At 36.2% G+C, this 20,752-nt stretch carries 18 protein-coding genes; 15 read left to right on the top strand and 3 right to left on the bottom strand.

From position 1 onward, the window contains the following. Window positions 1–86 precede the first annotated feature (86 nt). Both K6J66_RS09540 and K6J66_RS09535 read right to left on the bottom strand, forming a co-directional pair. Window positions 87–2,837, bottom strand: coding sequence for a lactoferrin/transferrin family TonB-dependent receptor (locus tag K6J66_RS09540; RefSeq protein WP_110442712.1), 2,751 nt, complete (start codon window positions 2,835–2,837; stop codon window positions 87–89). Between the two features lie 27 nt (window positions 2,838–2,864). Beyond that, window positions 2,865–4,793 carry a transferrin-binding protein-like solute binding protein gene (locus K6J66_RS09535; protein ID WP_110442713.1) on the bottom strand — a complete coding sequence of 643 codons (1,929 nt, stop codon included), beginning with the start codon at window positions 4,791–4,793 and terminating at the stop codon, window positions 2,865–2,867. Between the two features lie 95 nt (window positions 4,794–4,888). Between K6J66_RS09535 and K6J66_RS09530 the strand changes: the two genes are divergently transcribed. From K6J66_RS09530 to K6J66_RS09480, 11 genes are all read left to right on the top strand, one after another. After that, window positions 4,889–6,349, top strand: a complete 1,461-nt coding sequence (locus K6J66_RS09530) for a surface lipoprotein assembly modifier (RefSeq protein WP_110442714.1) — start codon at window positions 4,889–4,891, stop codon at window positions 6,347–6,349. 175 nt (window positions 6,350–6,524) lie between these two features. After that, a complete protein-coding gene (gene rpmH / locus K6J66_RS09525; protein ID WP_005539760.1) occupies window positions 6,525–6,659 on the top strand; it encodes a 50S ribosomal protein L34 in 135 nt (44 codons plus the stop codon). Between the two features lie 12 nt (window positions 6,660–6,671). Beyond that, window positions 6,672–7,031 carry a ribonuclease P protein component gene (gene rnpA / locus K6J66_RS09520; RefSeq protein WP_005647913.1) on the top strand — a complete coding sequence of 120 codons (360 nt, stop codon included), beginning with the start codon at window positions 6,672–6,674 and terminating at the stop codon, window positions 7,029–7,031. Beyond that, entirely contained in the window at window positions 6,995–7,255 is a 261-nt protein-coding gene (gene yidD / locus K6J66_RS09515) for a membrane protein insertion efficiency factor YidD (RefSeq protein ID WP_005659282.1), read from the top strand. Before rnpA ends, yidD begins: the two co-directional genes overlap by 37 nt. Continuing rightward, window positions 7,255–8,880, top strand: coding sequence for a membrane protein insertase YidC (gene yidC / locus K6J66_RS09510; protein WP_110442715.1), 1,626 nt, complete (start codon window positions 7,255–7,257; stop codon window positions 8,878–8,880). The genes yidD and yidC overlap by 1 nt, the downstream gene beginning before the upstream one ends. 158 nt (window positions 8,881–9,038) lie before the next feature. Continuing rightward, complete coding sequence (gene mnmE / locus K6J66_RS09505; RefSeq protein ID WP_110442716.1) at window positions 9,039–10,397, top strand: tRNA uridine-5-carboxymethylaminomethyl(34) synthesis GTPase MnmE; 1,359 nt, start codon at window positions 9,039–9,041, stop codon at window positions 10,395–10,397. A 191-nt stretch (window positions 10,398–10,588) separates the two neighbouring features. Next, window positions 10,589–12,457, top strand: a complete 1,869-nt coding sequence (locus tag K6J66_RS09500) for a SurA N-terminal domain-containing protein (RefSeq protein WP_110442717.1) — start codon at window positions 10,589–10,591, stop codon at window positions 12,455–12,457. An 87-nt stretch (window positions 12,458–12,544) separates the two neighbouring features. Then, a complete protein-coding gene (locus K6J66_RS09495; RefSeq protein WP_110442718.1) occupies window positions 12,545–14,104 on the top strand; it encodes a phosphoethanolamine transferase in 1,560 nt (519 codons plus the stop codon). 69 nt (window positions 14,105–14,173) lie between these two features. Beyond that, complete coding sequence (lspA, locus tag K6J66_RS09490; protein WP_105887300.1) at window positions 14,174–14,689, top strand: signal peptidase II; 516 nt, start codon at window positions 14,174–14,176, stop codon at window positions 14,687–14,689. Continuing rightward, a complete protein-coding gene (gene ispH / locus K6J66_RS09485; protein ID WP_005647895.1) occupies window positions 14,686–15,630 on the top strand; it encodes a 4-hydroxy-3-methylbut-2-enyl diphosphate reductase in 945 nt (314 codons plus the stop codon). Before lspA ends, ispH begins: the two co-directional genes overlap by 4 nt. A 168-nt stretch (window positions 15,631–15,798) precedes the next feature. Further along, window positions 15,799–16,146: a helix-hairpin-helix domain-containing protein gene (locus K6J66_RS09480; protein ID WP_042603648.1), complete on the top strand. Its 348-nt coding sequence runs from the start codon at window positions 15,799–15,801 to the stop codon at window positions 16,144–16,146. A gap of 46 nt (window positions 16,147–16,192) precedes the next feature. On the opposite strand, the gene K6J66_RS09475 is transcribed toward K6J66_RS09480, so the two are convergent. After that, complete coding sequence (locus K6J66_RS09475) at window positions 16,193–16,951, bottom strand: DeoR/GlpR family DNA-binding transcription regulator (RefSeq protein WP_005647892.1); 759 nt, start codon at window positions 16,949–16,951, stop codon at window positions 16,193–16,195. A gap of 170 nt (window positions 16,952–17,121) precedes the next feature. Between K6J66_RS09475 and ltnD the strand changes: the two genes are divergently transcribed. From ltnD to otnI, 4 genes are read left to right on the top strand one after another with little or no spacing between them, the layout of a single operon-like run. Continuing rightward, window positions 17,122–18,027 (top strand): L-threonate dehydrogenase, encoded by a 906-nt coding sequence (ltnD, locus tag K6J66_RS09470; protein ID WP_015702001.1) that lies wholly within the window; start codon window positions 17,122–17,124, stop codon window positions 18,025–18,027. 2 nt (window positions 18,028–18,029) lie between these two features. Beyond that, on the top strand, window positions 18,030–19,271 hold the full coding sequence (gene otnK / locus K6J66_RS09465) for a 3-oxo-tetronate kinase (RefSeq protein WP_038440074.1): 1,242 nt from the start codon (window positions 18,030–18,032) through the stop codon (window positions 19,269–19,271). After that, window positions 19,268–19,900 carry a 3-oxo-tetronate 4-phosphate decarboxylase gene (otnC, locus tag K6J66_RS09460; RefSeq protein ID WP_005665968.1) on the top strand — a complete coding sequence of 211 codons (633 nt, stop codon included), beginning with the start codon at window positions 19,268–19,270 and terminating at the stop codon, window positions 19,898–19,900. Before otnK ends, otnC begins: the two co-directional genes overlap by 4 nt. 2 nt (window positions 19,901–19,902) lie before the next feature. Next, window positions 19,903–20,679, top strand: coding sequence for a 2-oxo-tetronate isomerase (otnI, locus tag K6J66_RS09455; RefSeq protein WP_005647880.1), 777 nt, complete (start codon window positions 19,903–19,905; stop codon window positions 20,677–20,679). The last annotated feature ends 73 nt before the right edge of the window (window positions 20,680–20,752 follow it).

Genomic DNA, 20,752 nt, shown 5'->3' with positions numbered 1-20,752 from the left:
TTTTCATTTCATAAGATTATAGAACTGAAAAGAAATGCGCCAGTGCGATATAGATAGCGTGCTTAACCTGTCTGGCGCATTTTAATTTAGAATTTCATTTCTAATGTTAAGGTATAGTTTCGTCCTGATGCTGCGTAGCGAGTATAATTACCAACATTTTGATGTTGATTGACCGCTCCTTGTGCTGTTTGACGCACCGCTTCCCAAGTGACATAGCGATAGTTTAATAAATTATATACTCCTAATCGGAACAAAATACTTCTATTCACCATGTAATAACCCGATACATCTAAGATATGCCATGCCCGAGTAAGTTTTCTTGTTGATTTTACACCCCTTGAAGTGTTACCTAATGAACGTTGTCCTAGCAATTCATTTTGAGATTTTGCTTTTGATTGAGTAAACATTGTATTAATTCCCCAAGTATTACTTGGATGATCATAGCCTAAACCAATGATATAACGGCTGGGCTGAATGGCATCAAATAAATAACTGCTTACGGAGGCTAAACCAGCATTGATTTTTTGATCTTTAACTTTTACTCGGTTATAAGCAAATGTTGCATACCAACCGTAGGGAATACGTTTCCATAAACCATTAAAATCTAATTGCGCAGTTATATTTACGCCAACTAATTTTGCATTTTGTGCATTATGATATCCATAATTGCCCTTGCCCTTGCCCTTGCCCTTTCCATTTTTAAGTTCTTCAGCAAAGGCGATAAGATTTCGATAAGCATTACTAAAATGACTGATCTCAATATTACCAAAATCCCCTTTTAGAGCGAGACCAAACTCTTGGTTACGAGATGTTTCAGGCTTAAATTTACCTACATAAACCTCGTCATTCTTGCCACCATACCGCCATCCATACATTTCAGCAAAACTAGGATTTCTAAATCCAGTAGAAAGGCGATAAGAAAGATCAAGCCATTCCGTTGGTTTTATGACAATACCAGTATTCCAAGAGAAATTTTTAAATTTACCAACACTAATAGTTGATTCATTAGCTTTTGTACGAGATACGTCATACCGAATACCTAAACCTAAATCAACGTATTTCCCTAATGCCATATTATTGCGTGCTGCGAAATAATAATTTTTCCCTTTAATTAACCGCACTTTACAGTCACTATAATTAGAGGAGCTACCTTGATAATTACAATGATCTCGTCCTACAAAAGATGCATTTGGTTTTGGGTATAAGTAAGGTTGTAATTTGAAACCATTTCTTCTTGGTGTTTCACCAGGTTTCTCTGAAATACTCTTTGCCGTAGCGGTAACACGTCGAGTTAAATAATCTTTATGCTGAAGCGCTGAAGTAAAGTCATCAAAACCAAGATTGAAGACAATTTGATGAGTAAGCCAATTTTGTTGAATTTTTTTCTCTAAATTCAATTGCAACATATTATGTTTTTCTTTATAAACATTTCTATCAGAATGATAGTATGAATAAGGTTTATCAAGTGTTGGGCGGCAATTCTTACTTGGATTAGGATAAAGACTGCAATGTGTATGTTGCATATAACTGTCAAGTATAATGTTTTGTTGATTAGCACTTAACACTGCTTTGTCAATGATTCCCGCTTTGTTCTTATTTTCGTAAATATATTCAATACCTACACGCTGTTTTCTATGGTGTTCATCGAAATAAAGCCCACTTGCATATTTAACGCCTCGGCCATCCTCAATACGTTGATATGCACCATAATCTTGCTTTGGATAAAAAGAACTATTTTCTAAATCCGGTTTTTCTGTTGATCTTAAATAAGCGGGAAATGTCATATCACGGATATCAAATTTTTGTTGTGTGAATTCAAAAATACCACCAATATAATGTTGTTCAGAAAAATGATAGCCTCCTCTTAAAAACCAAGACTGGCTTTCATATTTCATTGGATTAGGTTTGATACGGTTAGCCCCCGTATAATCTGAAACGCTTACGGTTTCTCTTTGGGAGGATAACTTCGCAGGTGGTTTGGCTGAAGGTATACAACTGTTATAATCCTTTGGACACTCATCTTCCATCACAAAGTATGCATTAGATCCATCTTCTTTGGCGATTAATCGATTATAACTTTGCACGCCTTTTAATGCATCTTTATGGACTTGGGTTTCAATTGAATTTCGTTGAGTGTAAATAGCAAGTCCTTCAAATCCACCTTGTTTTCCTGCTACAGCTAAAGAATGGGTAAAGCCTTTATTTTTGCTTGAATAAGCATTTTTAGTTTGAATTCCCCATGATTTGTCTCCTTCTAAGATATCGGCTGCTGATTTGCTTTGAAATGTTACAGAACCAGCTAGTGCTCCATTACCATACTCAGAAGAACTCCCCCCCTTGCTTATTTCGACGGCCTTTACATTTTCATATTCAATTTCATTAATTGCACCAGTGCCAGAATATCCTGAACGAGCAACTAAAGGGCTTTGCACTACATAAGACTGCGTTTGAGGTAAACCATCTACTAATAAAGCAACTCTATTTCTGTCCATACCACGAATAGAATATCCAGAACTTGCACCGCGACCTTGTTCTACAACTGAAATACCTGGATCATAGCGTGTTAGATCACGAATATTTAATACTTGTTCTCGGCTGATACTTTCACTAGTTTTTATAATTTTGCCAAGTCCAGTTACTTCATTATCTTTACGATCTCTTATTTTTTCTGCAGTGACTGAGATAGTTTCTAATTCTGAATCTTCTGTACTTTGAGTGCCCACTTCAGATGATATAGCTTCTTTTGTATCTTTTATACTTTGAGTTTCTGCTTTTACATAGCATGAAATTAAAAGACAAGAAATAATACTTAGGCGAAAATAGGGTTTTTTAGTCATTTTTAGTATTCCATTATTTGTTTTTTTCTACTTGTTGTTTGTTTCTACTTGTTTTTTAGCACCAAACACAACTGCAGCTCTTGCATTTGGTGAATTGGGTGATGAAGGTACGGCTGAGGAATTTTTAGGTGTAGTGTCTTTTCCGTTATAGGTGAAATAACCGCCTAATTCAGAAGCATCAGGTCCATAAAATGCCCCTTTTACTGTTGCCGTGAAATTGACTTTAGATGTGGCTTGTGTACTTTTACCATCTATTACTAAATCTTTTGCGGTTGCTTTACCAGTGAAGTCATTCCCACTGTTAAAGTTTGCCTCAATACTAAATACGGTATTTCCATTATCGTGTCGTTTTAATGTGCCTGTTAGCTTTTTATTGACAAAATCAACATTAAAATCGGCGGGAGCATTTTTACTGCGTTCCTTATCACCACTGGGGGAGTAAGATGTCGTGCCATCACTAATATAACCAAACCAATTACCGCGATATTCCACGTTTCCCATTTTAGGAATTTCAGAACTGGCAGTACGGAGACCTAATAAGAATTGATAATAAGTGTTGGTCGTTGCCGCCGTTTGTTTTTCTTTGTCTTCTTCTTTTTCTTTGTTTTTTTCTTTGTCTTTTTCTTCTTTAAGTGGGTCTTCATAATACATACCAAATTTTACATAGCTTAGATTACTGCAACATGCTTCCACTTTATAGCGTTTATTTCCTACAGTATGGTGCCTACTAGTTATGAAATCACTAGTCTTTTCTTCAGGTAAAAGCGGAATAGGCTGATTGTCAATTAAAAGATAATCCGCCTCACCAAAACTTGATATATCTTCCGTCTTAAAGTTTTCTGCATCGGTTATTGCATTGGTTTTTGTATTGGCTGTTGCATTGGTTGTTCCATTGGTTGTTTTAGTAGAGAAAGTAGTTAGCTTGCCATCAATTAAGGTTTCTCTGCGTAATTCTGGGGTTTTTTCCGTTTCTTTAGCACTAAATACCCCAAAAACTCGGTTATCATCAGCTAAAAACTTTCCTCCTAATTCTTCACCTTTAGGCCCGTAAAAACCACCTTCTAATGTTCCCTCGCTGGTAAAGGGATGTTCCGTAGATGTGGGGTCTTTATCTTTAGGAATAACTTTACCCCTGAATCTATTACTATAAATATTGGCATCTATATCATAGAGTTTTTCCTTTTTATATGCTTGATTATTAGTTTTTCTTTGGGTGTAAGACAGTTCTCCTTTCAGTTTTTTATTCCCAAAATCTGCACTAAATTCACTTATTAAGCCCGTGTCACCGTTACTGGAATTATTTTCGGAATCAATATCTCCTGGAGTAGCACTACGTCGAAAATAAGCTTGACCTCTAGCATTACTGAACAAAGAATAATTTTGGCGATATTTAGTTGCAGTGATGAAGCTCCAAGTTCCTTTGTATTTAGCTACACCGCTTACTGGCAAGTTTGTTGCAGTTTTATTACCATAATAAAACGCATATCCATAGTAACCAGCATAATACTTGTTCTTTGAGGGATCTGTTTGACGCCACGATGGAATATAATAAAGCCCCGAATATACATATTTTTGTCCATGATGATTTTTGTTTGGATTTGTTGCGTTAGGCTCGTCTATTGAGCCAATTGGAGTATCCCCATTTTGATTGTTATTTTTAACATCCTTCATAATCAAAGAGAGGTCAGTTAAGACACTATAATCATTCAATAAGCTTGGTTCTTTGCTTGAGTTAGGATGTATATTTTGAGCAACTAACTTCATCCCTCCCCCTAAAGAAGGAATGGACAACTGATCTAAATTAGATTTTGTTCTTTGATTCGAGGTATCGTCTTGATAACGTGGTTTAGAAGAGGAGGGATTAGAGACGTCATCTACATCAAAAGATCCACCTCCCCCGCTACAAGCGCTTAGTAAAAAGGAAAGTCCACCAGTGATAAAAGGTACAGATTTCATAGAATTATACTTATACAAAATTGATAATAATTCGCATTATTGTTCTTTTTTTGTAATAATGTCAAGTTAGAGTTTTTTAAGTTCATGGATAAAATATGAAAAATGGCGTAAAACAAATTTCTTTCTTATCATTAATAGGCTTATCATTAATAGGCTTATCATTAACGAATGTAGCTTGGGCAGAAGTTGCACGTCCTAAAAATGATACATTGACAAATACGATTCAAAGTGCGGAATTAAAAACCTCCTCTTTTTCTTCTATGCCTAAGAAAGAAATACCAAATAGGCATATTATTTCTCTTTCCAAAAGCCAATTAGCGCACCATCCAAGACTTGTTTTGCGTGGGTTAATTCCTGCTTTATATCAAAATAACACTCAGGCAGTTCAACTGTTATTACCACTATATAAACAATTTCCTCAGCAAGATAATTTCTTGCTAACTTGGGCAAAGGCTATTGAAGCTCGTGAACAAGGTGATTTAACTCAATCTATTGCTTATTATCGTGAATTATTCGCTCGAGACGCATCTTTACTACCTTTACGTTATCAATTAGCTCAAGCTCTATTTTTTAACTATGAAAATGAATCTGCCAAAATTCAATTTGAAAAATTACGTACAGAGGTAGATGATGAAAAATTTTTAGGTGTTATTGATCAGTATCTTTTAACACTAAATCAGCGGAATCAATGGATATGGCAAGTAGGATTAAATTTTTTAAATGATGATAATTTGAATAACGCTCCAAAAAGTGGCACAAAAATTGGTAATTGGACCGCTTGGGAAAAAGAAAGTGGGAAGGGTGTAGGGTATTCTTTATCAGTAGAAAAAAAATGGCCGTGGGCAGATCATTTTTTTAGTAAAACTATGTTTAATGGAAATGGAAAATATTATTGGGATAATAAAAAATACAATGAGGCTACTTTGCGTATAGGTGGTGGTTTAGGTTATCAAACTGCCTCAGTTGAAGTCTCGTTGTTTCCTTTTCAAGAAAAACGCTGGTATGCAGGCGGTAGCTCTGGAACGAATACAATGAAGCAATATGCGGATAAATTAGGTATTCGTTTAGAAAACGTAGATTGGCTAAGTAAAACTTGGCAAATTTCTACCGCACTTGAGTATGGAGAATCTCGTTATAAAATCCGAAAACATTTAGATGGTAATTATTATTTCATTTCATCAACATTATTTTATTTACCTAAAAGCACCCAATTTTGGTTTGCTGGCATGGATTTTCATAGAGAAAATACACAAGCATTAGATAATGCCTATCAACAAAAGACATTGAGACTTGGTTGGGGGCAGGATTGGTCTTATGGTATTTCATCACGTCTTACTTTTAGTTATGCCAACCGAGTGTATAGAGAGAAAGATTTGATTGGGATACAGCAAAAAAATCGTGAATACACAACCACAATTACTTTATGGCATAGAAATATACATTTTATGGGATTAACACCTAAATTATCGTGGGATTATCAAAAATCCACTAGTAATCATGCTTTTTATCGTTATGATAAAAATAGAATTTATCTCGAAATTGGAAAAATATTTTAAGGTTGTAAACTAACTGTTGAGTTATCTCTAACATTGTCAAAGTGCATACACTATATTTTTAATATTAGTTTGAGATTTTTTAAAAAATTTCTGTTTCTTATTTGACGAACGCGCATTTTATGACTAGAATTGCACCCTATTTTATTCACTCTTAATTGTATTTAGGTAAATTAAAATGAAACGTACATTTCAACCTTCTGTATTAAAACGTAGTCGTACTCACGGTTTCCGTGCTCGTATGGCAACTAAAAATGGCCGTCAAGTTTTAGCGCGTCGCCGTGCTAAAGGTCGTAAAAGTTTATCTGCATAATCACAATTCTTAGTGGTTAAGCTGAACTTTTCAAGGGAGTTACGTTTATTAACTCCCATTCAATTCAAAAATGTTTTCGAACAGCCATTCAGAGCTAGTACTCCCGAAATTACAATCCTTGCTAGAAAAAATAATCTTGAACATCCGCGTTTAGGTTTGACCGTTGCTAAAAAACATTTAAAACGCGCCCACGAGCGTAATCGAATTAAACGCTTAGTACGAGAAAGTTTTCGTTTATCACAGCATCGTTTGCCTGCTTATGATTTTGTTTTTGTAGCTAAAAATGGTATTGGAAAACTCGACAATAATACATTTGCACAAATACTCGAAAAATTATGGCAGAGACACATTCGTTTGGCACAAAAATCTTAATTAAGATTATTCGTCTTTATCAAATAATGATTAGTCCGTTTATTGGGGCTCGTTGTCGGTTTGTGCCTACTTGTTCTTGCTATGGTATTGAAGCATTAAAAACACACGGATTATTAAAAGGTGGTTGGCTTACGCTGAAACGTGTATTAAAATGCCATCCTTTAAACGCAGGTGGATTCGATCCTGTTCCACCAAAAACCAATAATAATGATGAGAAAAAATAATGGACTCAAGACGTAGCCTATTAGTGCTTGCACTGATTTTTATTTCTTTCCTTGTTTATCAGCAATGGCAGTTGGATAAAAATCCACCTGTGCAAACTGAACAAACAACTTCAATAACTGCCACTTCTGACGTTCCGGCAAGTTCCCCTTCTAATTCACAAGCCATAGCAGATTCTCAAACTCGTGGTCGTATTATTACTCTTGAAAACGATGTGTTCCGTTTGAAAATTGATACATTGGGTGGCGATGTAATTAGCTCTGAATTATTAAAATATGATGCAGAATTGGATTCAAAAACACCGTTTGAATTATTAAAAGATACTAAAGAGCATATTTATATTGCGCAAAGTGGTTTAATTGGTAAAAACGGTATTGATACCCGTTCTGGTCGTGCGCAATATCAAATTGAAGGCGATAATTTTAAATTAGCCGAGGGGCAAGAATCTCTTTCTGTACCGCTTCTTTTTGAAAAAGATGGCGTAACTTATCAAAAAATCTTCGTATTAAAACGTGGTAGCTATGATTTAGGCGTAGATTACAAGATTGATAACCAAAGTGGTCAAGCTATTGAAGTGGAGCCTTATGGTCAATTGAAGCATTCTATTGTTGAAAACTCTGGTAATGTTGCAATGCCTACTTATACTGGCGGTGCATATTCTTCTTCAGAAACTAACTATAAAAAATATAGTTTTAGTGATATGCAAGATAATAATCTTTCTATTGATACTAAAGCTGGTTGGGTTGCGGTGTTACAACATTATTTCGTTTCTGCGTGGATCCCAAATCAAGATGTAAATAATCAACTTTATACCATTACAGATAGTAAAAATAATGTTGCATCAATTGGTTATCGTGGTTCTGTTGTCACTATTCCTGCTGGTAGCCAAGAGACGATTACAAGTTCATTGTGGACTGGCCCTAAACTTCAAAATCAAATGGCAACTGTCGCAAATAATTTAGATTTAACGGTTGATTATGGTTGGGCTTGGTTTATTGCTAAACCGTTATTCTGGTTATTAACCTTTATTCAAGGGATTGTGTCTAACTGGGGTTTGGCGATTATCTGTGTAACAATTGTAGTGAAAGCAATTTTGTATCCTCTTACAAAAGCACAATATACTTCAATGGCTAAAATGCGTATTTTGCAACCGAAAATGCAAGAAATGCGTGAACGTTTTGGAGATGATCGCCAACGTATGAGCCAAGAAATGATGAAACTTTATAAAGAAGAAAAAGTAAATCCACTTGGTGGTTGTTTGCCAATTCTTCTTCAAATGCCAATTTTCATTGCATTGTACTGGACGTTCTTAGAAGCCGTTGAATTACGTCATGCGCCGTTCTTTGGTTGGATTCAAGACTTATCGGCACAAGATCCTTATTACATTCTCCCTATTTTAATGGGTATCTCAATGTTCTTGTTGCAAAAAATGTCGCCAACACCAGTAACTGACCCAACACAACAAAAAGTAATGAATTTTATGCCATTAGTTTTTATGTTCTTTTTCTTGTGGTTCCCATCAGGCTTGGTATTATACTGGTTAGTATCTAACTTGATCACTATCGCCCAACAGCAATTAATTTATCGTGGATTAGAGAAAAAAGGGTTGCATTCTCGTAAGAAATAGTCACGAACAGGCAAAAAGAAAGGCACGGAATGTGCCTTTCTTTATTATTTGATCTTAATATATTCTGCATTTTGTAGAGATAGAGTTTTTTTAGTAGAAACAGGGATAAGCGTTATCCCTCTAAATTAAAAGTGCGGCTAGATTTTAAAGAGTTTTTTATGAAAGAAACAATCGTTGCTCAAGCTACTGCACCAGGTCGTGGTGGCATTGGGATTTTAAGGGTCTCTGGGCCTTTAGCAACAAAAGTTGCTCAAGCTATATTAGGTAAATGCCCGAAGCCAAGAATGGCAGATTATCTTCCTTTTAAAGATGCTGATGGCACTATTTTAGATCAAGGGATTGCGCTTTATTTCAAATCGCCAAATTCATTTACTGGTGAAGATGTATTGGAATTGCAAGGTCACGGTGGGCAGGTTGTATTAGATTTATTACTCAAACGTATTTTACAAATTGATGGAATCCGTTTGGCGAGACCAGGCGAGTTTTCTGAACAAGCTTTTTTGAATGATAAATTGGATCTTGCTCAAGCGGAAGCGATTGCAGATTTAATTGATGCAACATCAGAACAAGCGGTACGCTCTGCATTAAAATCCTTACAAGGAGAGTTTTCTAAAAAAGTAAATACATTAGTTGATTCTGTGATTTACTTACGTACTTATGTAGAAGCAAGCATTGACTTTCCTGATGAAGAAATTGATTTCTTGGCGGATGGAAAAATTGAAGCAAACTTACGTGGTATTATTAATCAGTTGGAAGATGTTCGCTCTGAAGCTAAACAAGGTTCTATTTTACGTGAAGGAATGAAAGTCGTGATTGCTGGTCGTCCGAATGCGGGTAAATCGAGTTTGCTTAATGCACTTGCTGGTCGCGAAGCGGCTATCGTCACGGATATTGCAGGTACAACCCGTGATGTATTGCGTGAACATATTCATATTGACGGTATGCCATTGCATATTATTGATACCGCAGGTCTTCGAGATGCAACCGATGAAGTGGAGCGAATTGGGATTTCTCGTGCTTGGACAGAGATTGAACAAGCCGATCGTATTATTTTGATGTTAGATAGTAGCGATCCTGAAAGTGCAGATTTAAGCAAAGTGCGGTCAGAATTTTTAGCAAAATTACCCTCAACCTTGCCAGTTACTATTGTTAGAAACAAAATTGATTTAAATGGCGAACAAGCAAGTGAAAGCGAACAGGGTGGTTATCAAATTATTAGTCTTTCCGCTCAAACGCATGATGGTGTACAACTTTTACGCGAGCATTTAAAACAAGCAATGGGTTTTCAAACAGGTATTGAAGGGGGATTTTTAGCTCGTCGTCGTCATTTAGATGCACTTGAGAAAGCCGCAGAGCATTTACAAATCGGTTTGGTTCAACTTACTGAATTTCACGCGGGGGAACTTTTAGCGGAAGAATTACGTTTAGTTCAAAGCTATTTAAGTGAAATTACGGGTCAATTCACATCCGATGATTTACTCGGCAGTATTTTTAGTTCTTTCTGCATTGGAAAATAGGAAGGATAAAGTGCGGTCATTTTCTTGGGCAAAAATTCAAATCAAAAGCGGCAATATTTGGTAGAGTCTTGTTGACAGAAATTAGTATTAGCTTGCTTTACGAACTAGGTGTTTTCACTTTTTAAGATGCTAATTTTTTACGTTTAGATTATAATCGGGAAAATTTTTATATTTATAACAAGGGTTATAGAATGTTAATTGAAAAAATGCACAATTTAACAAACTCAAAGATTTCTAAATTTATCTTAGGTTTGATTACTGTATCGTTTTTAGTTGGTGGAATGTCTGGCTATCTTTTTAGCTCAAATGATACTTATGCGGCAAAAGTGAACGGCGAAGTGATTTCTCAACAAGATTTTTTAAATCGCTATAATCAAGAATTTGAAATACGCGCACAACGTGAGGGAGAGGCGTTTATGGGTCAGTCCGATTCTCCTGAATTTGTTACCGCACTTCGTCAAAACATCGTCAATCTAATGATTGATCAAGAATTACTTCGCCAATATGTTAAAGAATTAAAATTAGGCGTGAGTGATGAAATGATTAAACGTGCAATCGTGACCGATCCTAATTTTCAAGTAAAGGGTAAATTTGATAATGCTGTTTATCAACGAATATTACAACAAAATCATTTAACTTCAGATGGTTACGCTTCAATTCTACGTGCTTCGTTACCTCTTGAACAAATACAAAATGGCGTTGCTAACAGTGAATTTATTGTTCCTGCTCAAGTAAAAAATAGTGCAGAAGTTTTCTTTCAAAAGCGTTTAGCTCGTTTAGCAACTTTATCTCTTGCAGATGAAATGGCAAAACAATCAGTCTCTGATGATGAAATCAAAACGTATTATGAAGCTAATCAAAAGTCTTTTGTTCAGCCAGAGCAGGTTAAAGTTCAGTATATTGATCTTTCTGCAGATAACATCAGTAGAAATCTTCAAGTTACAGATGTAGAAATTGCGCAATATTATCAAGATAATAAAGCACAATTTATGACTCAACATTTAGCACATATTCAATTTGCAAATGAACAAGATGCGAAAGTGGCTTACGAGGAATTACAGAAAGGGGCAAATTTCGCTGATGTCGCTAAAGCGAAATCTTTGGATAAAATTTCTGGTGAGAATGGTGGGGATTTAGGCTGGGTAAATGAGAATGAATTACCAAAAGCCTTTGAAGATGCCGCAGCTGCATTGCAGGTAGGGCAATATAGCCAACCAATCAATGTGGATGGCAATTACCATATTGTGTTAGTGCAAGAACGTAAAGCGCAAAGTTTGGAGAATGTGAAAGCTCAAATTGCAGATTTAGTTCGTAAATCTTTAATGGAGAGTCGTTATTTTTCTTTAGAAAAACAAGCGAGTGATAAGGCTTTTGAAGACAGTAAGTCTCTTAATACTGCAGCACAAGCAGCAGGTGTTAAGGTTCAAGAGAGCGATTATTTTTCTCGTCAAAATGTGCCAGCTGGATTAAATTTCCCTAATGTTATTTACACAATATTTGAATCAGATACTACGAATGTTGGTATGAATTCTGAACCAATTAATGTAGGCGATTATCACACAATTATTGTACGTGTGTTGGATCGCAAAGCAGAGGGCGTAAAAAGTTTAGAAGAGGCTAAAATAGATATTGAAACTTTCTTAAAACGTCAGAAAGCTGAGAATGCGCTTAATGAAAAAGCACAACAAGCAGTGAAAAAATTAAATGAAAACCCTGAATCAAAAGTAGATGGCATTAATTTCTCAAGTGAGCAGACTTTTACTTTAAGCGAAAATAAAGATCCTATTTTAACAAATGGTATATTTTCAATTGCTAAACCTGAATCAAGTAAAGCTCTTTATCAAGTGGTGCATAATTCAAATGGCGATGTCGTTGTTGTCGCTTTGAATAAGGTTGAACAAGGCAGTTTAAGTGAAAAAGAATTGTCGCAATTTGCTATGCAATTATTGCGTAGTCATCAATCTGAATTACAAGTTCAGTTAATACAAGGATTACGTGAGAGAGCGAAAATTGAGGTAAATGATTCTTTCATCAATCAAGATGATGAAGCACAACAATAGTAGGTTAAATTATAATTTGAGATAAATTCTGCTCAAAAGTGCGGTAAATTTCACCGCACTTTTTTACTTTTGTGCGAAAGGAAGTTAATGATGTTCGGGAAAAAAATAATTCATTCTAAAACAATATGGTTTTATTTTTTATTGTTTCTCTTTTCTATATTTACCAATATGGGATTAGGCAATGTATTAAGTGAGAATATTCCTGTTTCAGATTACGCAATTTTATTTGTTATCACGGCGATTTCTTTTTATTTCACCCCTTGGGTTGGGCGAATATTAATCACTGTATTATTCCTCAGTGCGTTATTTTATTGCTCTGCTGGTTTTTTCTATGGTATTCCATCTTTGGGTATTATTGCTTCTGTTTATGAAACGAATATTAATGAAACCTTGGAATACTACACAACTATTCCTTTTTGGATATTTTTATTTCAAGCTAGTTATTTCATCCTGTTTGTTATTTTAATGAAATTAAGTTTTCATGCTAAACAACAAGCATTTAAATGGCTAAATACGGCTGTTATCAGCCTATTATTAGTTTTTTCTTACAATCAATTTTCTGATTGGAACTATGCGTATAAATTCCGTTTTTATCCCGTTCTTTTTTATTCTGAATTTGATCGAATGAATGATCTGTATTTAGAACAACGTGATTTTCTAAATCAATCCGTTAATGCACCTTCTCAATGGGATATTCAATCTTTTATGCCAAAATATAAAAATTATATTTTGATTATCGGTGAAAGCATGCGAAAAGATTATATGTCGTTATATGGTTTTCCATTGAAAACTACACCATTTTTAGAGCGTGTGAAAGGCACTGTTTTTGAAAATTATTATTCTGCAGCACCGAATACGCAACCGTCTTTACAACTCACCCTATATCGAGCAGAAAAAGGGGAAACGGTTTATACGGATAATATTATTTCTTTAGCCAAAAAAGCGGGTGTGAAAACCTATTGGATTTCTAATCAAGGCAAAATTGGGGAATTTGATACGATCGCATCTCGTATTGGTCAAAGTGCAGATGAAACGATTTTTATGAAGCCGTTAGGTTATAACTCTAAAAAAGTTTATGACGATGAAATGTTGCCTGTATTAGATAAAGCCTTAAAAGAAAATATTACGAATCCAAAATTAATTGTGATTCATTTAATGGGCTCACATCCAGCCTTTTGTGAGCGTCTTCCGTACGAAGTTAAAAATTATTTTATTAATCAATCTATGTCTTGTTATTTAGAATCGATTAAATATACGGATCAGTTTTTAGAAAAATTAAATTCGCAGTTAGTATCGCAAAATGAACCCTATTCGGTGATTTACTTTTCTGATCATGGGCTTGCTCATTATGAGGATTCTGAAGGTTTATCATTGCATCCAAATAATCTTTATAAACAAAATTATGAAATTCCTTTCGTTATGTTTTCGAGTGATAGTAAAAAGCTAGAAAAAATAAAAACGCCACAATCGGCATTTAATTTTGTTTATGGTTTTGCTGATTGGATGGGAATTAAGGAAAAGCATTTACAAGGCGTGGATTTCTTCCATCCTGAAAAACAGGAAATTAAAGTATTTGATTGGAAAAATGTTGTGAATGTTAAAGAGTTGGCTGATGATCCTGCAAAATTACCAAAATACGTTCAGTAAATAAGATCCTGCTTTATCATTTATTGGCTTATGCTAGAATTAGCGGAATTTTTTTAAAAGGGAAATAGTATGTCCAAAAAATCAGGGCTTTCATTTTTATGGTTAAGTGCGGTCGCTTTTGTGGTGGATTTGTTTACAAAATACATTGTGGTACAAAAATTTGATTTGTATGAAAGTGTTAATGTGCTGCCTGTTTTCAATCTTACCTATGTTCGCAATTATGGTGCGGCATTTAGTTTCTTAGCGGATCATAGTGGCTGGCAACAATATTTCTTTATTTTGTTAGCGTTGGCTATCTCTGGCATGTTGGTTTATTTTTTAGCAAAAAATAATGCCGAACAAAAAATCCAAAATTCTGCTTATGCACTGATTATTGGTGGTGCATTAGCGAATATGGTGGATCGTGCTTATAACGGTTTTGTCGTGGATTTCTTTGATTTCTATTGGGATATTTACCATTATCCAGTGTTTAATATCGCCGATATCGCCATTTGTATTGGCGCAGGGTTATTAGTATTAGATGCGTTTAAGAGCGAAAAGAAAAAAGTACAAGATAAACAAGTAGAAAAGTGCGGTCAAAAATGAAGATAATTTTAGCCAATCCACGAGGATTTTGTGCCGGTGTAGATCGTGCCATTAGTATTGTTGAATTAGCCTTAGAAATTCATGGCGCACCGATTTATGTTCGTCACGAAGTGGTACATAACCGATTTGTTGTGAACGGATTGCGTGAGCGTGGTGCGATCTTTGTGGAAGAATTAAGCGAGGTGCCTGATGGTGCGATCGTGATTTTTTCTGCACACGGAGTGTCTCAAGCGGTTCGGCAAGAAGCAAAAGACCGTAATCTCAAAGTATTTGATGCAACCTGTCCTTTGGTGACTAAAGTGCATATGCAGGTTGCGCGTGCAAGTCGAAAGGGTACAAAAGCGATTTTGATTGGGCATAAAGGGCATCCTGAAGTTGAAGGCACAATGGGGCAGTATAGCAATGAAGATGGCGGTATTTTCCTAATTGAAAAAGTAGAAGATATTGCACGTTTGCCAATGCAAGAAAATGATAATTTAACCTTTATGACGCAAACGACGTTGTCGCTAGATGATACGGCTGAAACTATTGCTGCATTAAAGGAAAAATATCCCGCTATTCAAGGACCACATAAAAACGATATTTGTTATGCGACAACTAATCGTCAAGAAGCGGTGCGAGAATTAGCAAAATTATCAGATTTAGTGTTGGTTGTAGGTTCTAAAAATTCATCCAATTCAAATCGTTTAGCTGAATTGGCTTCTCGAATGGGGGTTAAATCACAGCTTCTTGATGATCCTGCCGATATTCAAGCTGATTGGTTTAATGATGTAAAAACCATTGGGATTACAGCTGGTGCTTCTGCGCCAGAGGAATTAGTTCAATCGATTATTTCTCGTTTAAAAAGGTTTGGTGCGAATTCCATAGAAGAACTGCAAGGTTTAGAAGAAAATATGTTCTTTGAGGTGCCAAAAGAGCTGAGAATAAAAGAAGTTAATTAATACTAAGGGCTTGTCGTAAATGATAAGCCCTTTGTTTTTTCATTCAAATTAAGAATTTTTGCGATCGAGATCGCAAAAGTGCGGTCAGTTTCTTGAGGGTTTTTGCAAGGCAGGAAAAAATAGGTGTGTTGATTGCTGATCAACGATTCATATTATAAGGAAACCTCTATGAAATTAATGAAAACATTATTCACTTCGGTTGTATTGTGTGGTGCGCTGGTTGCTTCTTCGTCTTTTGCTGAGGAAAAAGCGACAGAACAAACCGCTCAACCTGTTGTAGCAACTCAAGCTGAAGCTCAAGTAGCACCAGCCGTAGTGAGCGATAAATTGAATATCAACACAGCAACTGCCAGTGAAATTCAAAAATCCCTAACTGGCATTGGTACGAAAAAAGCGGAAGCTATTGTGCAATATCGTGAAAAACACGGTAATTTTACTAATGCAGAACAGCTTTTAGAAGTACAAGGAATTGGCAAAGCAACACTAGAGAAAAATCGTGATCGTATAATCTTTTAATTTTCTAACCTCCAATGAATGCCCTGTTTCACAGGGCTTTTTTATTTTATACTAAAAATAATTCAACATTCATTTCATCGATTCTAGCTTGAGCATTTTCGGGTAATCCTTTATCACAGATAATCGTATCTAGTGAACTAAGTGGATATAGTAGAAATGTTGCTACTTTGCCATATTTGGATGAATCAGTAACAAGGATATTTTTTTGACTAAATTGGATAATAGCTTTTTTGACAGGAATTTTTTGCTCATCAGGCGTGGTTAGCCCTTTTAAATTCCAAGATGAAGTCGAGATGAACGCAATGTCAACTGAAATTTGACGTAGAAATTGGGCAGCAAATTCTCCCACAGAGGAACGATTTGATTTATTAATGAGCCCACCAGTATGCATAATATTACATTGGCTATTGACCATTAAATAATGGGCAATAACAAAATCATTAGTAATTACAAGTAGATCGTTTCGATTAGCGATTTGTTTTGCGATTTCAAGTGTTGTCGTGCCAGCATCTAGATATATAGTGGAATGTTCTTGTATTAACTCAACTGCTTTTTTACTAATAGCCGCCTTTTCAGTCGTTGCTAGTAATGATTTATCGTCATGTGTTGGTTCACTGGATAAACGTTCAAGTAATTGAACCCCCCCCGAAACAGAGATGACTTTTCCATCCTCTTCGAGCTTTTGTATATCACGACGTACGGTCATATGCGATACGCCTAAGATATTGACTAAGTTATTTATACTAATAACGCTTTGTTTACTAATTAAGTTTAATAATGTCTTTTGCCGTTCAGCAGGAATCATCTTTTTCTCCATACCTGATTTCAAATCAGATTATGAGCTCATAACGTTTTATCACTAAAATTAACAAAAAATAACATTTTTTATCATTCTGTGATCTAGATCTCAGATTTAATTTATTGTATCGGCTAATATACAGAGAAATTTAGTTAAGATCTATTGGGAGATTAAAAATGGAAAATCAAAATTATTCAGTCGCAGTAATTGGTCTTGGTTCTATGGGTATGGGCGCAGCGGTATCTTGCATTAATGCAGGATTAACGACCTATGGTATTGATTTAAACCCAGTTGCACTTGAAAAATTAAAAGCGGCAGGTGCAAAAGCTGTAGCGGCAAATGGCTATGACTTCGCTCACGAACTTGATGCTGTAGTGATTTTAGTGGTTAATGCAGCCCAAGCTAACGCAGTATTATTTGGCGAAAATGGTATTGCTAAAAAATTAAAAGCAGGTACAGCGGTGATGGTTTCTTCTACCATGGCGGCTCAAGATGCTCAAATAATTTCACAAAAATTAACAGAATTAGGTTTGATTATGTTAGATGCACCTGTTTCTGGTGGTGCAGCTAAAGCATTAAAAGGTGAAATGACTGTTATGGCATCGGGTTCAAAACAAGCATTTGAGTTGTTACAACCCGTTTTAGATGCCACTGCGGCAAAAGTTTATAACATTGGTGAAGAAATTGGTTTAGGTGCAACGGTGAAAATCGTCCATCAATTATTAGCCGGCGTACATATTGCAGCAGGTGCGGAAGCTATGGCCCTTGCCTCAAAAGCGGGTATTCCACTTGATGTTATGTATGATGTTGTGACCAATGCAGCTGGTAACTCTTGGATGTTTGAAAACCGGATGAAACACGTAGTAGAAGGTGACTATACGCCGCTTTCTATGGTTGATATTTTTGTGAAAGATTTAGGCTTAGTTAATGACACTGCAAAATCACTTCATTTCCCACTTCATTTGGCAAGCACAGCCTATTCTATGTTCACTGAGGCAAGCAATGCGGGTTATGGTAAAGAAGATGATAGTGCAGTGATTAAAATTTTTAGTGGCGTTAACTTACCGAAAAAAGGAGCGTAGCGATGTTAGGTGTTATTGCAGATGATTTTACAGGCGCAAGCGATATCGCCAGTTTTTTGGTTGAAAATGGCTTAAGTACGGTGCAAATGAACGGTGTTCCAACACAATCGTTAAACAGCAAAGTAGATGCCATTGTGATCAGTCTAAAATCACGTTCCAACCCTGTGAATGAAGCCATTGAACAGTCATTGAGGGCTTATCAATGGTTAAAGGAAAATGGTTGTACGCAATTTTATTTTAAATATTGTTCCACCTTTGACAGCACAGCGAAAGGCAATATCGGTCCTGTCACGGATGCTTTACTAGATGAATTAAATGAAGATTTCACCGTTATTACACCAGCCTTACCTGTAAATGGTCGCACTATTTTTAACGGCTATTTATTCGTAGGTGATGTATTGTTGAGTGAATCAGGCATGAAAAACCATCCGATTACGCCAATGACTGATGCTAATTTAATGCGTTTAATGGATGCACAAGCCAAAGGTAAAACAGGTTTGGTGGCGTATGCTGATGTGATTAAAGGGGCTTCGCGTGTGCAAGAGTGCTTTGCGGAATTAAAAGCACAAGGCTACCGTTATGCGGTTGTTGATGCCGTGGATAATTCGCAGTTGGAAGTACTTGCTGAAGCAGTGGCGGATTTCAAATTGGTGACAGGCGGTTCAGGCTTAGGAGCTTATATGGCTGCACGTTTAAGTGGTGGCAAAAAAGGTGCCAATGCCTTTACGCCAACTAAAGGTAAAACCGTGGTGCTTTCAGGGTCTTGCTCTGTGATGACGAACAAGCAAGTGGAAAAATATAAAGAAAAAGCACCGCACTTTCAACTCGATGTTGAGCAAGCCATCCATAATGAAAATTATATAGAACAACTTTATCAGTGGGTGATAGCAAATCTCGATAGCGAATTTGCCCCTATGGTCTATGCAACAGTGCCACCAGATGCATTAAAAGCTATTCAACATCAATTTGGGGTGGATCAAGCAAGCCATGCCATTGAAAGCACTTTCGCCAAACTTGCCGATAAATTAAAACAAGCTGGCGTGGTCAATTTTATTACTGCTGGTGGTGAAACCTCAAGTATTGTGGTGCAAGAACTTGGTTTTACTGGGTTCCATATTGGTAAACAAATTGCCCCGGGTGTGCCTTGGTTAAAAGCGGTAGAAGAAGATATTTTCCTTGCGCTTAAATCAGGCAATTTCGGCAAAGAAGACTTTTTTGAATATGCACAAGGAATGTTCCTATGATGGATTTAGCACAAAAAGAATTAATGGTGCAGCTCGGACGTTCTTTTTATGAGCGAGGTTACACCGTGGGCGGTGCAGGTAATTTATCAGTTCGCTTAGATGACAATCGTGTGTTAGTGACTCCTACAGGTTCTTCACTCGGTCGGTTAAGTGTAGAACGTTTATCTGTATTGGATATGGAAGGTAATCTTTTAGGGGGCGATAAACCATCGAAAGAAGCAGTATTTCATTTGGCTATGTACAAGAAAAATCCTGAGTGCAAAGCCATTGTGCATTTACATAGTACCTATTTGACCGCACTTTCTTGCTTAGATAATTTGGATCCTAATAATGCTATAGAGCCATTTACACCGTATTACGTAATGCGCGTGGGAAAAATGCAAGTTATTCCCTACTATAGACCAGGTTCACCAAAGATTGCAGAAGAATTAAGTAACAGAGCTTTAACAGGCAAAGCCTTCTTACTCGCTAATCATGGTGTTGTTGTCACTGGCTCAGACTTGCTTGATGCGGCAGATAATACAGAAGAGTTAGAAGAAACCGCAAAATTATTCTTCACTTTGCAAGGACAAAAAATCCGCTATCTCACTGATACCGAAGTGAAAGATTTAGAAAATAGAGGAAAATAATTATGCCTAAATTTGCAGCAAACTTAACAATGATGTTTAACGAAGTGCCATTTTTAGATCGCTTTGAAGCGGCGGCTAAAGCAGGCTTTAAATATGTCGAATTCTTATGGCCTTATGATTACCCTGCACAAGAACTCAAAGCAATTTTAGATAAGCATGGCCTAAAAGTTGTGTTATTTAATACCCCAGCTGGTGATGTAAACAAAGGTGAATGGGGTGTTTCGGCAATCCCTGGCCGAGAAGCTGATAGCCATAGAGATATTGATTTGGCTCTTGAATATGCACTTGCATTAGGTTGTCCAAATGTACATATCATGTCAGCAGTTGTGCCAGAAGGTGCAAGCCGTGAAGAATATAAACAAACCTTTATTAAAAACGTACGCTATGCATCTGATAAATATAAACCATATGGAATCAAAATTCAGCTTGAAGCTTTAAGCCCTGAAGTGAAACCTAATTATTTACTCAAAAGCCAATTTGATACGCTTGAAGTGGTGGAATTGGTTGATCGTGATAATGTATTTGTTCAACTCGACTATTTTCATGCACAAAATGTAGATGGCAATCTTGCACGTTTAACCGATAAATTAAATGGCAAATTTGCTCACGTTCAAATTGCTTCTGTACCAGACCGTCATGAACCCGACGAAGGTGAAATTAACTACCAATATATCTTCGATAAACTAGATGAAATCGGTTATACAGGCTATGTTGGCTGTGAATACAAACCACGTGGTGAAACCGTAACGGGATTGGATTGGTTTCAAAAATATAAATAATTGGTAAAAATTTAACCGCACTTTAAATTTTAAAGTGTTATCTCAGCTAAACGTTCTGCTTTGGCCAGAACAT

Origin of the sequence: Haemophilus influenzae, assembly GCF_019703545.1 — a bacterium.
Lineage (GTDB): Bacteria > Pseudomonadota > Gammaproteobacteria > Enterobacterales > Pasteurellaceae > Haemophilus > Haemophilus influenzae_E.
Note: the sequence above shows the minus strand (reverse complement) of the source record. Positions and strands in the feature narration are given on the sequence as shown.

Bases quoted from the DNA above. Each gene is read 5' to 3' on its own strand.
- K6J66_RS09495 (WP_110442718.1), top strand. From the start codon at position 12,545: ATGATGTTCGGGAAAAAAATAATTCATTCTAAAACAATATGGTTTTAT.
- K6J66_RS09475 (WP_005647892.1), bottom strand. From the start codon at position 16,951: ATGATTCCTGCTGAACGGCAAAAGACATTATTAAACTTAATTAGTAAA.
- K6J66_RS09480 (WP_042603648.1), top strand. From the start codon at position 15,799: ATGAAATTAATGAAAACATTATTCACTTCGGTTGTATTGTGTGGTGCG.
- K6J66_RS09540 (WP_110442712.1), bottom strand. From the start codon at position 2,837: ATGACTAAAAAACCCTATTTTCGCCTAAGTATTATTTCTTGTCTTTTA.
- otnC (WP_005665968.1), top strand. From the start codon at position 19,268: ATGATGGATTTAGCACAAAAAGAATTAATGGTGCAGCTCGGACGTTCT.
- K6J66_RS09535 (WP_110442713.1), bottom strand. From the start codon at position 4,793: ATGAAATCTGTACCTTTTATCACTGGTGGACTTTCCTTTTTACTAAGC.
- yidD (WP_005659282.1), top strand. From the start codon at position 6,995: ATGGCAGAGACACATTCGTTTGGCACAAAAATCTTAATTAAGATTATT.
- lspA (WP_105887300.1), top strand. From the start codon at position 14,174: ATGTCCAAAAAATCAGGGCTTTCATTTTTATGGTTAAGTGCGGTCGCT.
- rpmH (WP_005539760.1), top strand. From the start codon at position 6,525: ATGAAACGTACATTTCAACCTTCTGTATTAAAACGTAGTCGTACTCAC.
- yidC (WP_110442715.1), top strand. From the start codon at position 7,255: ATGGACTCAAGACGTAGCCTATTAGTGCTTGCACTGATTTTTATTTCT.
- ispH (WP_005647895.1), top strand. From the start codon at position 14,686: ATGAAGATAATTTTAGCCAATCCACGAGGATTTTGTGCCGGTGTAGAT.
- K6J66_RS09530 (WP_110442714.1), top strand. From the start codon at position 4,889: ATGAAAAATGGCGTAAAACAAATTTCTTTCTTATCATTAATAGGCTTA.
- ltnD (WP_015702001.1), top strand. From the start codon at position 17,122: ATGGAAAATCAAAATTATTCAGTCGCAGTAATTGGTCTTGGTTCTATG.
- otnK (WP_038440074.1), top strand. From the start codon at position 18,030: ATGTTAGGTGTTATTGCAGATGATTTTACAGGCGCAAGCGATATCGCC.
- K6J66_RS09500 (WP_110442717.1), top strand. From the start codon at position 10,589: ATGTTAATTGAAAAAATGCACAATTTAACAAACTCAAAGATTTCTAAA.
- otnI (WP_005647880.1), top strand. From the start codon at position 19,903: ATGCCTAAATTTGCAGCAAACTTAACAATGATGTTTAACGAAGTGCCA.
- mnmE (WP_110442716.1), top strand. From the start codon at position 9,039: ATGAAAGAAACAATCGTTGCTCAAGCTACTGCACCAGGTCGTGGTGGC.